Below are 12,578 nucleotides of genomic sequence, written 5' to 3'. Positions count from 1 at the left end.
TTAGAATCGTTATAGAACTAATTTATCGATTTTTTCAGAGAAAAACTTTGCTTTTTTTACTTCTATTTGCTTTATTTGGAGAATATTTTTCTCTTTTATGTCTGTATGAAAATTGAATTAGATAAGATTGATCGAAAAATACTCGATCTATTACAAAACGATGCCACCTTGTCATTAAATGATCTCGCGGAGGCGGTCAATCTAACCACGACACCGTGTTGGAAGCGGCTTAAAAAGCTTGAAGAGGCGGGAGTGATTCAAAAGCGTGTCGCTTTGCTTAATCCAGAGAAATTGGGTCTGTCTTTCACCGCTTTTGTACTGGTCAAAACCAGCGACCACTCCCACGAGTGGTATCGTCAATTTGTTTCTACCGCGAGCGAGTTTCCTGAAGTGATGGAATTTTACCGTATGGCCGGTGAATATGACTACATGTTGAAGGTGTTAGTGAAAGATATGCACTGTTTCGATCGTTTCTACAAAAAATTGGTTAATTCTGTCGCTGGTCTGTCGAATGTGACGTCTACTTTCGCTATGGAGCCGCTGAAGTATACGACGGCGCTACCGATTAATAGTGAAGGCTCACAGTAACCACATCGAATAGCCTATCAACACTGCGCCCACGAGAATGAGCGCAGCAGTATTGATGCTATTGGTTAAAACGCATAACGCCTTCTTGCACTGCTGAGGCGACTAAAGCACCAGCACGATTATAGATCTCTCCTCGTACTAAACCACGCGTGTTCGATGCGGTCGGGCTCTCAATCACATACAGTAGCCATTCATCCATCTTGAATGGGCGATGGAACCAAATCGAGTGGTCAATAGTGGCAACCTGGAATTTAGGCGTCATTAGCGAAACACCATGCGGAAGCAGCGCCGTGACTAAAAAGCCCCAGTCAGAGGCATAACCGAGCAAATACTGGTGAATTAACTGATCATCAGGGACTTCACCATTCGCCTTGATCCACAGATATTGTTTTGGCGCTACTTTTTCTGGTTTAAGTGGGTTAACCACGGTCACCGGGCGCATTTCAATCGGCTTCTCACCGCAGAACGTCTTCTTCAACTTTTCTGGTAAGAACGCCTCGATTTGAGCGGCTAACTGTGATTCTGACGCAAAATTCTCTGGCCCGGGAATATCTGGCATGGTGTTTTGATGTTCAAAGCCCGGGGCTTCACCATGGTACGAGGCGGTGAGATAGAAAATTGGCCGACCATTTTGAATCGCTTTGACACGTCTGGTACTAAAACTGCGTCCGTCACGCAGGTTTTCAACATCATAAATAATGGGCTTTTCTGGATCGCCAGGGTAGAGGAAGTAGCTGTGAAACGAATGTACTGTGCGGTCGGCATCAACGCTATAACGAGCAGCCGAAAGCGCTTGGCCAATGACTTGCCCACCATAAACTTGAGGCAGTCCCAAGTTTTCACTTTGACCTCTGAAGAGGCCCTCCTCGAGCTTTTCTAATTGCAGTAAGTCTAATAACTCATTGAGAGGTTTACTCATTATTGAACCCTTGATTTGATATTATGCGGATATTCTACGCCTATTAATGACAATTAAAACAGCAGGTGAGATAAGATTGCTAGCGTAGCGTAATATGGGTCAGAGCCTTGTTAATTCAACATCACTAGCATGACATTAGTATAGCGGCCATCTATAATTAATTATAATTTAATAAGTTAAGTGAGTTTTTATGAAAAAGGCATTAGGTTTGATTCTAGCCGTTGTGTTCGGGGGCGTACTGGTTGGCTGCCAAAATTTAGAGCAGAAAGTGCCGCAAGCGAAGATCGATCATGTTACTGGTATTGTTGCTTATCGTGAGCGTATTGCATTACCTGATGACGCCGTCATTACCATCAAACTAGAAGATGTCTCACTTGCCGACGCTCCGTCTAAAGTGATTGCTAAGCACCGGTTTGAAAGTAACGGCGCTCAAGTTCCATTCGAATTTTACCTTGCTTACGACACCAGTAAAATTGAAGCACGCCATCGCTATAGTGTGAGTGCGCGAATTGAAGTTGATGGTCAACTGCAGTTCATTACTGACACGTCATACCCCGTTATTACTGACGATAACCATACCGAAAGCGTTAATTTGCGCTTGATTAGTGTAGGTAACTAGTCATAACGCAGGTGGCAGCTATTAAGGTTGCCATTGATATTGCCGCAGCGCGATTTTTCCATCTGGTGATACGGCCACTCCTTCTGCTATCAAGGCTTGCCGTTGCCGATTAAGATCTTGTCCTTGCAAAGAAATACGCCCTTGGCTGTTAATGACCCGAAACCAAGGCAGTTTGCTGCCATTGGGCAAGTGACTTAATGCTTTACCAACATGACGGGCGTAACCAGGGTAACCCGCCATTTTTGCGATTTCACCATACGTGGTGACTTTACCAAACGGAATTTGGTGAATTACAGCAAAGATTTGGATTAAAAACTGATCCATAATGAAAGGGTCCTAGTTCAAGTTTCCAAGGAATGGATAAGGAGAGGGCATGATATTTTCAACATTTCAGTTCGTTATTACTACACTGCTTGCCATCGTATGTGCACGCGCTATGAGTATAAGTGCGGGTGATATTCCTGTCTTGGCTCTGATTATCCCTGCGTTATGGATTTTACCACAAGGCGGTGTTATCGGCCTGACGCTTCTCGCCGCCATGACTAGCTATGGTTTAACTTTACCTCATCAACCTTTTACGTTATCGGTTAGCTTATGGATTCTATTTCCTTTACTGATGGTGGCATTCTCAAAGCGTAGTAGTCTCACCGTAATTTTCACCAGCCTGCTGATTGTTAGCACGCTCTTGGTCGGGATCATGGTGACACAGTCAGCGGGAAAGTTAAGTGGTGAGCCGATCGTCACTATTATTCAAACCTTAGCCATTGCCGTTATATGGTGGTCTGCCTTTCGCTGGCAACCTTCACGCAAACACAGCTGGTGGGCGTTAGGTTTAGTACTGCCACTTTGGATGGCTGATTTACCCTATGCGGCATTAATTGCGTTATGTGTAACGGGTATGATTGCCTCAATGGAAAGCCTATTACGCTTGAAAACCTTCCGCTGGAGCAAGTTATTGTGTTGGACTTTGCCTACGGTCGGATTTGCAGCCTTGGTTGTGACGCCGGGTATTGAAGTGCCTAATCCGGTATTGGTGGTCTGGTTATGTTTGCTTGCTACCGCGTGGATGACCGATTACATTTTACGCAGCATTGAAGGGCAGCAAGAAATTTAACTTACCGATAACAATACTGATTTGATTGGCTTGGAATATGAGTACTTTTGTGTCAATATCGGCCAAATTTTGCGCGTTATTAGTAAAAGAACACTGGTAGTAATAATTCGCAGAAACAGGGCTAAATAATTATTAAAACAGGACGACAGTACCATGGCTCTTTTTTGGCGGACGGTTGGGTTTCTTCTCTCCTTCATCGTGCTTCCTTACTCTTATGCAAGCATGACTTACAAAGTAGGGGTAGAGGCTGATGATATCGTCACGCGGATTCTGTTTGATGAGGCGGCTGAACACTTTGATCTGAATGTTGAGTACATCTACTATCCAAGTTTTGATGCGATCTTAAAGGCAGTTGAGCGTGGAGAAAGTGATTTTGCCGCTAACGTCACTTATACAGACCAACGTGCTACGCGCTTTGATTTTTCTAGCCCGACTAACATTGAATATACCTACCTATATAGTGTAACCGATGCAACGCTTGATACAGCGCATGTTATTGGTGTGCCGAAAGGGACTATTTACGCCGATTTGGTTACAGCCAATTTCCCCCATATTAAGCAAATAGAATATAGCGGTCATCAACAAGCCAGAGACCTGATTGAATCTAGAATGGTGGACGGAGTCATTGATGCCATAAACCACCTTAAGCCGATGTTGATGGCAGGGTTTGATGCTCAGTTACTCAATCATCAACTGTCGATAAAGCCAGTTTCTATCATTGTACCAAAGCACCAACATCAAGCGTTACTGACCAAAATTGTTGAATACGTGCACAGTGCCGAAATGCAAAAAATGTTGCGTGAATCTGTTAAAGCGTATCAGTTTGAGATCCGGCAACAAGCGTTGAGACAGTCGGTCATCGACAGTGAGCTTAATATTCACCGTCAGTATCGAGTCAAACTGCATAATGTTGGTCAATATGCCGAGTATCATAGTAATGGTGAGATTAAAGGGATTAGCGCCGATGTGGTTCTGCAAGCCTGTGACATTCTACTTCTCAACTGTGACATTGTAAGTACTGCCGATGAAACTTGGGAAAGTATGTACAGTGATCTAATTGAACAACGTATCGACATTCTTGGTCCAATCGTTATTTCTGAGCAGCGTAAAGCGTTAATCGAGTTTAGTAACCCATACTACTTCCCTAAAGCGATCATGATTAAGCGCGAAGGCTATAAGAATGGTGTGTACAGTAATGTGTCAGAATTGATTGTTGAACAGATCGGGGTGATGAAAGATGATTTTTTTGAAGCACTCTTGTCTCAGCTATTACCCAATAAACAACTTAAGTCTTATTCCAGTACAGCGCAAATGTACAATGCGCTACTTAACGGTGAAATTAGTTATATGGCGATCAGTCGCGCCAACTTCAATAAAATGATGCGTGAATCAGGCGACATCATTCCACTTGAAGAAGATGTGTCGATTGGTCACTTTTATCAGTCAAATATTGCGATTGGCTTTGCGAAAAACCGAGTTGGAGAAGCGTTGGCACCCCTGTTTAGTCGCGCGATAAAAATGATCGATACCGAGCAAATTATTGATAGGTACGATTATCATCCCAATTGGAAAGCAACCTTACAAGCGGAGCAGGCTTTCTCACGCCAACGCCAAATTCTGTTTATGCTAGTGCTCGGGTTCTTGATTGTGGTTGCGATATATTTGCACAGTCAGTCCAATACTGATCCACTAACGCGAATGAAAAATCGTCGTTCAATGCATCAAAAATACCGTAGTGGCGTGAACGCTGATAACACGGTGATCTATCTTGATGTGAATCGTTTCAAGCATATCAACGATACCTATGGTCATGAGATTGGCGACCAAGTACTTAAAAGTGTTGCGACTTACATTGAGCGTGTGTGGCACGGGCATAGCTTTAGGATCGGTGGCGATGAATTTATTTTGATTGGTAAAATCAACCAAACTCGAGCCAATGAACTATCCAGCAAGCTAAAGTTAATTCCTTTTGCTTCAGACGACGGCCAGCTTTGTTTCAATATTTCGATTGCGCTAGGAGTTTCTATGCCGAGGGTCTGCTTTATGAGCTTGCAAGAAGTTTTGAATGCAGCGGATGAAGCGATGTATCGACATAAACAAGACTCAAGAGGGGAGCCGCTCGCGATGTCAGCTGATGAGAAAATCGTTCATTACCTACGATAACGGTTATTGACTAAGCAGTTGAATAGAAAAGGTAGACTTTATTGCTTCGAGGGCTTGAAATAGAGCCGCGTATGGCTGATAATCCCCACACTTCTTAGCCACGCTAAGAAAACAGAATCTATGGAGGCCCTGGTCCTCCCGCAACAATAACTTGTGAACTCGGTCAGGTCCGGAAGGAAGCAGCCGCAGCGAGTGACTTGTGTGCCGGGATGTGGCTGGGGCTTCCACCCATTTAAAAAGCCGCTCTTAATGAGCGGCTTTTTGCTATCTGTAGCTTTAAAAAAGTGAACAATACTTGTAAGTAGTGAAGTTCACTTTTTACGCTAGTCTATTCGTAAATGCTGTACGAAAAGTATTTGCTCGCAATTTTTTGGTGCTGACCATTGTCAATCAGCCTTTGTAGCCCGCTATCGATAAGATCTTTCAATTCGTTATCTTGTTTTCTAACAGCGACGCCAATACCTCGACCAAACCACTTCTATTCTGTAAATTTAGGGCCGGTAAAATGATAGTCCTTGCCTTGTTCCGTTTCAAGGAATCCTGTGTTGAGTCCCATTGAGCCACCAAACACAGTATCAAGGCGACCGTTCAGTAAATCAGTCAAGGCTTCATCGAATGAGCATTTTGAGTTTGAAGTTCTCCAAAATTCCTGCTTGGTGGATGGTACTTATATTGATGACAGCTTAAAAGATGTTACTTTCTCGTCGAATAACAGGTGAAGTTGTTATTGGGTTTTATTCATGTATTTCAACGTGCCCGAATTCAACTGCGAATTTCATCACGGTTTATTATTAACAAAACCATTAGAATAATCAGCAGCTGTATATATAAGAGTATAAATTACCGGTTTATCAGCTATCCCCCATTATCATAAAAAATCCAGTGACTTGGCTGTTTCTAGCTCAAGCTACATCGGGTTACCAAGATCATAGCTATTAAGTCATCTTTACCGTTAAACAGTTTTCCTCTCTAAGTAACCTGAGAGTACAAATCGTCAACGAGTAAAAATGTAGCTTCTGTTTTTGGCGCAACACATAAAACTTCCCCACCTTATTTTCTGGCTGACTCTCATGTGATTGTCATCTGATTTATACCCAAACAACTTGGAGTTGTAGGAAGGCGGCAAGTGATTCACCCCCATGAGCATAGACAGACTCTGTGATTGGGGTGAACGAACGTAGTCAACATTCCTGAACTTCAAGTAGGAAGGGTATAGTATTTTTAATTTTCAAGGCTGAAATATATGCACTACCCATTAACCTTCTTAACTCGCGTACCGAGAATAGGTATTTTGCTTATTTTAAGTACATTATTACTAGGCTGTAATAACGATATCGAACCATCACAAGATGGCAATCTAACCAGCGAACAAAGTACTGTCGAATCACCGCCTGATGAAGGCAATCCCGGTGATGATAGTGATAGATCAAAAAAACGGGTAGAGGATGAGCAGCTTGCTGACAACGATAACGACACTGCTGAGGAATCAGTTACTTTTGATCCGCCACAGCCACATACCGCCATGGTGCACTTGTTTGAATGGCAGTGGCAGGACATTGCTAAAGAATGTGCATATTTAGGGCAAAAAGGTTTTAGAGCCATACAAGTATCACCACCCAATGAGCATATTATCGGCGGCACTTGGTGGACACGTTATCAACCGGTTAGCTACCGTCTTGAGTCACGCAGTGGTAATCGCCAGCAATTTATTGAGATGGTAGAGACCTGCCGTCAGCATGGGGTCGATATCTATGCTGATTTAGTCATCAACCATTCCGCTGATATCACAGGTGAGATGCACTTCCCTGATTGGGGTGAGAATGGTATTGACGTTGGAGTAACCGATGAGAATGGCAAGGCTATTGGTACTGCAGGTAGCCAATTTGAGCGCCGCGAACATCCCCAAGGCATGCTTCAAGCTAACCATAAGTTTTTTGACGGTGATAGCCGCTTCTCCACACAGCTTGGTCATTATCATCAATATCACATGCCTGACAATGCCGATCGTAACTGTACGATTGATGGCAAAGATTACCACAGTGGTGAGAATCCAGTAGATGGTGCGTGGCGCGTCCAGCATTGTGACTTAAGCGGTCTTCCAGATCTGAACACCAGTCACCCTCACGTGCAGCAAGTAATAGCCGCCTATATTGATGATTTAATAGCTCTTGGCGTGAAAGGCTTTCGGGTTGATGCCGCCAAACATATCGCAGTGGATGATTTAAGCGCCATCTTCGACCAAGTCACACAGCGTGAACAAGCCTACTTTTTCTCTGAAGTGATCGACACACGTAATGAAGAGTCGGTCCGCTCACAGCAATACACGTCGATTGCTGCAGTTGAAGAGTTTCGTTATGGCCAACAAATTGCGCGAGTATTTAGCGAAGGTGATTTACATTGGTTAAAACAGTTTGGTGACCGTTGGGATGAGATTTATACCCCTAGTGATAAAGCGATCGTCTTTATCGATAACCACGATAACCAACGCGGACACGGAGCGGGTGGTAATATTCTCACCCATCAAAGTAATAGCGAACATGCCAATATTTATGATCTCGCTAATGTCTTTATGCTGGCTTGGGATTATGGCTACCCTCGGGTAATGTCCAGCTATGCCTTTACTGAAAGTGAAGTGGGGCCACCAGAGAGCACAGTGTATCAAGCTGATGGTAACTTAGCTTGTTTTGCCGATCAGCCTTGGGTGTGTGAACACCGCTGGCGGCCAATTGCTAACATGGTGGCGTTTCGCCAAGATGTACAACAAGCTCCTGTGAACCACTGGCATGAAGGCGCGAATAATCAAATCGCCTTTGCCCGTGAAGGACGTGGATTTGTTGCTATTAACCACAGTTCTGCCCCTTATCATCTGACTAACCTACAAACTAGCTTACCAGCGGGTCAGTATTGTAATGTGATTGCCGCTGAGATTGATGACTGTGAGATTCATCAGGTCACGGTCAATAAGCAAGGTCATATTGAGACTCTAGTCTTACCTCATCAAGCTTTGGCTATTCATCTAGCAAGTCGCATTGGCTCAACAGAGAGCGATACGGATGAACACGAAACCAATGATCAAGACAATAGCGACCAAGATAATCATGATCAAACAGGCAGTGATCGAACAGATAATGAACAAGGCTCTGATGGCGATCAAGATGATCAAGGTGCTAGTGACAACGATCAGCTCACTGGCGATGAAAAGCCGACTAGCCCAACCGTTAATCCATTAAGCACAGCGCTGGCTCGTGGTCATTGGGTCGATAGTGAAACTATCGTTTGGCACACGCTTGACCCTAACTCGATGGATAAAGTCACCTTGTATTACTCAGCTAATGCCACGTTGAACATCGAGCAAAATACGCTGCAAGGATACGATGGTAAAATAGAGTTAACCCCAATCTCTTATGCGGGCACTCACTGCCAGCCAGTTGAGGATAACTGCCCGTTTGGTTATCTCAATGGCCCAGCCTATCAGTTAAGCTTACCTGAAGGTTTATCCTTACCAGCACTATTAAAGCAGCAGCACTTATTAGTGGGTTATCAAGCAGAACAGTTAATTCACTATGACAGAGTGCAATTGGCTGGCGTGTTAGATGCGGTGTATGCTGATCGCAACGATAAAACCAGTGCTTATCATCAAACCTTAGGCGTGAGTTATCACGGTAATAAGGTGGAGTTTGCTCTATGGGCACCTCTAGCGCAGCAAGTGAGTTTAGAAATTCGCCCACAATTAAGCGAAACTAGCCGTGAAATCGCGCTAGTAGAAGACGCAAAGACTGGAATTTGGTCAACCCGTTTACCAATCGATGACGCGGATTGGCACTATTATCGCTACCAGATTGAGCAAGTTCGCTTTGATACCCAGCGTATACAGCAAGTGGTGGTCAGCGATCCTTACTCGGTCAATGTGTCTGCTAATGGTGAATTTAGCCAAGCATTAAACCTCGCCAACCCACAATTACTCCCAAATGGCTGGGATTCAGTCAACCGCCCAGTCGTCGTTAATCCGACCGATCTCAGTATTTACGAAGCCCATGTGCGCGACTTTAGTGCCCGTGATAAGTCAACGTTGACGCTTTCTCCGGCAGGAAAAGACTACCGAGGACAATACTTAGCGTTCACTTTGCAAGACAGCGTACCTGTTCAGCATCTACAAGGTTTAGCGGATGCCGGTTTAACCACGTTACATCTATTACCCATTAACAACCTTGGTTCAATCAACGAAGACCCTAACCAACGCATTGATGTTCATCAGACTCTTGGTCAATTATGTCAGCTGCTAGAGGTACAACCAGAACATAATGATGCCTTTGGTCAGCAGTTATGCGCCAGCAAAGAAATCAACCAACCACTGCTTGAGGTATTTGCAAGCTTTGATCCCGCAAGCCGAGATTCCAACGATCTTTGGCAGCTCATGCGCCGCATCGACAGCTACAATTGGGGTTATGACCCATTCCATTTCAATGCCCCAGAAGGCAGCTATGCCAGTGACGCCAATGGCTCAGCGCGAGTCATTGAAGCGCGGCAGATGATCCAAGCTATCCATAATATGGGATTAACCGTGGCATTGGACGTAGCCTATAACCACACGTATGCCGCCGGCCCGGATAGTCAGCACTCAGTGCTAGATAAAGTGGTGCCGAGTTATTACCATCGTCTCAACCCATTAACCGGCGCGATAGAAAACTCAACCTGTTGCGACAACACCGCCACAGAATGGACGATGATGGAAAAACTGATGATCGATTCAATCAAAGTCTGGGCGGAACATTATCGTATCGATGCCTTCCGTTTTGACTTGATGGGTCATATTCCACTTCAAGCAGGTTTAAGAGCACGAGAAGCCGCGCAAGCGATTTACCCTGCAACGTATTTTTATGGCGAAGGCTGGAATTTTGGTGAAGTGGAAAACGATGCACGCTTTAAGCAAGCCAGCCAGCTCAATAAAGCGGGAACAGGAATAGGCACCTTTAACGATCGCCTGCGTGAAGCATTGCGAGAAGGAGGGGTATTTGCAGCGCCGTGGGAGCATGGTCACGCATTGAATGTAGCACGTTATGGCTTAGCGGGTAACTTACGTAGTTATCAGCTACCGATTAATAGGGGGATTCGTGGTGAAGATTATCTCTGGAACGGTCAGATCACCGGTTACAGCTTAGAGCCAAGCGAAACCGTCAACTACGTCTCTAAGCATGATAACCCAACCTTATGGGATAACTTTGCAGAGACCTTACCCAATATGGATACAGTGCAGCGGGTACAAGTGCAACAAGTGACCATGGCTTATCCTTTGTTGGCACAAGGCATCCCCTTTATCCACATGGGACAAGAGCTATTGCGTTCTAAATCAATGGATCGAGATAGTTATGACTCAGGAGACTGGTTCAACTACGTTGATTTTACTCAGCAAATCAATAACTGGAACGTCGGCTTACCCTCATGTGAGAAAAACAGTGCCCTCTGTGGTAGTGAGCACGATCGCTGGGACATTATCAGCAACCGAATAGCACAGGACCCACATGGCCCAAGTCCAGATGATATTGCGCAAACCCACGCATGGTTGAAAACCTTACTGCAAGTGCGCAGCACAACGCCGTTATTGCGTTTAGCCACCGCTCAGCAAATTAATGATCAAGTACGTTTTCATAATGTCAGTGGTCAGAATGGCTTAGTGGTAATGCAAATTACCGCCAGCACAGTGCCAACGGAAAACCAACAGGATCAGCCCCATCAAGCGGTGGTGGTACTGATCAATAACAGTGCAGCAGGGCAAGATTTTGACCTAGCTAATACGCAAGGTCAGCCTTATCAGTTACATCCAGCGCTTGCAGCGAGTCAACACGCCTCAGCGCAAGCAAGGTTTACCGATGGCACCTTTAGCATACCTGCGTTCAGCGCCAGTGTCTTTGTGGTTGAAAAAGGACAAGAAGTCACTGATTGTTCTCAACCGCTCTATCTACGTGGCTCAATGAATGGTTGGTCAGTGGAAAATAATGCTCAGTGCGTAGGCGTTGAGCGTTATCGTAGCGCGCCGATCTCTGTCAATGCTGGTGAAAGCCATGAGTTCAAATTTGCTGGCGCTGATTGGTCTAATGAAGTCAATGCTTCGACTTATCAATCGCATCTGCAATCTTTACCTTTAGCTAATGCGGGTAATGCTAACTTTAGCGTTCACTTTGCCGAAGGTGGCGACTATGTATGGTGGTTAGATAGATCACAAGCAACGCCATCTGTGGGAGTGTTTAAAGTGAATCCATAAGTCACTACTCCACCCCATCACGTTGTAAAACCAACAGGGTCAGGTCTTGCCTTTTGCCTTTCAAGAGAAATGGTCTAGCTTTTCGCTAGGCCATTTTTGTTTAGGGAAGAAAACTGACTAGACCACTACGGATAGAATATGTAGGTGCTTTGTATCATGTTACCTTACGAGGTAATGCTAGGCAGGCGATTTATGTAGATGAGCAAGACTTTGCGTTGTTTATTGAAGTTTTAGGCCAGGTGTGCGAATGATTCAACTGGGTCATACACAGCTATTGCTTGATGACCAATCACTATCACTTGTTAGTCGAAACGCCCGATGGCAACTTAAGCAAAGGGATGAGGCAACTGAATGGCGTTTATACCCAAAAATTTAATCGCAAACACCATCGTGTTGGGCACTTGTATCAAGGGAGATACAAAGCCATCTTGGTCGACAAAGACTCTTACTTGCTTGAAGTAGGGCGATATATCCTGTTAAACCCAGTTCGCGCTCATATGGTGGACTGCCCCTCGGAATATGAATGGAGCAGTTGGCCCTTTTTGATGGGCTCCAAAGAGGCACCGACTTGGCTTGCACTATTCAAGAATCAGCCGGATAGTGCCAAAAGGCAAGACCTGACCCCGTGAGCGCTTTTAAAAAAAAACTTAGAATGCTCTCCAGGTCAATGGATAAAAAAATAAAGCCCGATTTTAGTAAATAGAGAGTGTTGAATACATTGTAACGCTCTTGTCATAGTCTTTAGGAATAATCCATACCATCACACTAAGGCGGTATGGATTGCTTACGTGGCTTATAGCGAGCGATCTGAAATACTTCTTCTGTATGACGTTGGCAGAGTGATTTGGTTCCGGTTCCGTCTTTGGTTACGGTTCGGCGGTGAGTTACTTGATACGGCCATTTCATATTGTTTGGT

8 protein-coding genes, 1 other RNA gene and 1 pseudogene are annotated in these 12,578 nt (G+C 44.7%); 7 read left to right on the top strand and 3 right to left on the bottom strand.

What is annotated here, in order from left to right; genetic code table 11:
- The first annotated feature begins 105 nt into the window (after positions 1-105).
- Complete coding sequence (locus tag CDZ87_RS02010; protein ID WP_172953544.1) at positions 106-588, top strand: Lrp/AsnC family transcriptional regulator; 483 nt, start codon at positions 106-108, stop codon at positions 586-588.
- Positions 589-646: 58 nt separating this feature from the next.
- On the opposite strand, the gene tesB is transcribed toward CDZ87_RS02010, so the two are convergent.
- Positions 647-1,507 (bottom strand): acyl-CoA thioesterase II, encoded by an 861-nt coding sequence (gene tesB, locus CDZ87_RS02005; protein ID WP_100751946.1) that lies wholly within the window; start codon positions 1,505-1,507, stop codon positions 647-649.
- A 190-nt stretch (positions 1,508-1,697) separates the two neighbouring features.
- Here tesB and CDZ87_RS02000 point away from each other — a divergent pair, with 190 nt between their 5' ends.
- Positions 1,698-2,126 (top strand): YbaY family lipoprotein, encoded by a 429-nt coding sequence (locus CDZ87_RS02000; RefSeq protein ID WP_100751945.1) that lies wholly within the window; start codon positions 1,698-1,700, stop codon positions 2,124-2,126.
- A gap of 21 nt (positions 2,127-2,147) precedes the next feature.
- Here the strand turns inward: CDZ87_RS02000 and CDZ87_RS01995 are convergent, their stop codons facing one another.
- Positions 2,148-2,450, bottom strand: a complete 303-nt coding sequence (locus tag CDZ87_RS01995) for a DNA base-flipping protein (RefSeq protein WP_100751944.1) — start codon at positions 2,448-2,450, stop codon at positions 2,148-2,150.
- A 49-nt stretch (positions 2,451-2,499) separates the two neighbouring features.
- On the opposite strand from CDZ87_RS01995, the gene CDZ87_RS01990 reads away from it, so the two are divergent.
- The 3 genes from CDZ87_RS01990 to ffs all read left to right on the top strand — a co-directional run bounded on the left by CDZ87_RS01990 (position 2,500) and on the right by ffs (position 5,627).
- Complete coding sequence (locus CDZ87_RS01990; RefSeq protein WP_100751943.1) at positions 2,500-3,240, top strand: VP0952 family biofilm-associated protein; 741 nt, start codon at positions 2,500-2,502, stop codon at positions 3,238-3,240.
- A gap of 153 nt (positions 3,241-3,393) precedes the next feature.
- Positions 3,394-5,403, top strand: coding sequence for a GGDEF domain-containing protein (locus CDZ87_RS01985; RefSeq protein ID WP_100751942.1), 2,010 nt, complete (start codon positions 3,394-3,396; stop codon positions 5,401-5,403).
- Positions 5,404-5,530: 127 nt separating this feature from the next.
- An RNA gene (ffs, locus tag CDZ87_RS01980) (signal recognition particle sRNA small type) lies at positions 5,531-5,627 on the top strand.
- A gap of 104 nt (positions 5,628-5,731) precedes the next feature.
- Here the strand turns inward: ffs and CDZ87_RS01975 are convergent.
- Positions 5,732-6,022: pseudogene (locus CDZ87_RS01975) on the bottom strand (transporter substrate-binding domain-containing protein); the annotation flags it as partial.
- 624 nt (positions 6,023-6,646) lie between these two features.
- Between CDZ87_RS01975 and CDZ87_RS01970 the strand changes: the two are divergent.
- The gene (locus tag CDZ87_RS01970; protein ID WP_100751941.1) at positions 6,647-11,662 is read left to right on the top strand and encodes an alpha-1,6-glucosidase domain-containing protein; all 5,016 of its coding nucleotides are present in this window, start codon (positions 6,647-6,649) and stop codon (positions 11,660-11,662) included.
- A 263-nt stretch (positions 11,663-11,925) separates the two neighbouring features.
- Positions 11,926-12,291 (top strand): transposase, encoded by a 366-nt coding sequence (locus tag CDZ87_RS17215; RefSeq protein WP_281251948.1) that lies wholly within the window; start codon positions 11,926-11,928, stop codon positions 12,289-12,291.
- The last annotated feature ends 287 nt before the right edge of the window (positions 12,292-12,578 follow it).

Origin of the sequence: Vibrio salilacus (assembly GCF_002811245.1) — a bacterium.
GTDB classification, from domain to species: domain Bacteria; phylum Pseudomonadota; class Gammaproteobacteria; order Enterobacterales; family Vibrionaceae; genus Vibrio; species Vibrio salilacus.
Note: the sequence above shows the minus strand (reverse complement) of the source record. Positions and strands in the feature narration are given on the sequence as shown.

Bases quoted from the DNA above. Each gene is read 5' to 3' on its own strand.
- CDZ87_RS02010 (WP_172953544.1), top strand. From the start codon at position 106: ATGAAAATTGAATTAGATAAGATTGATCGAAAAATACTCGATCTATTA.
- tesB (WP_100751946.1), bottom strand. From the start codon at position 1,507: ATGAGTAAACCTCTCAATGAGTTATTAGACTTACTGCAATTAGAAAAG.
- CDZ87_RS02000 (WP_100751945.1), top strand. From the start codon at position 1,698: ATGAAAAAGGCATTAGGTTTGATTCTAGCCGTTGTGTTCGGGGGCGTA.
- CDZ87_RS01995 (WP_100751944.1), bottom strand. From the start codon at position 2,450: ATGGATCAGTTTTTAATCCAAATCTTTGCTGTAATTCACCAAATTCCG.
- CDZ87_RS01990 (WP_100751943.1), top strand. From the start codon at position 2,500: ATGATATTTTCAACATTTCAGTTCGTTATTACTACACTGCTTGCCATC.
- CDZ87_RS01985 (WP_100751942.1), top strand. From the start codon at position 3,394: ATGGCTCTTTTTTGGCGGACGGTTGGGTTTCTTCTCTCCTTCATCGTG.
- CDZ87_RS01970 (WP_100751941.1), top strand. From the start codon at position 6,647: ATGCACTACCCATTAACCTTCTTAACTCGCGTACCGAGAATAGGTATT.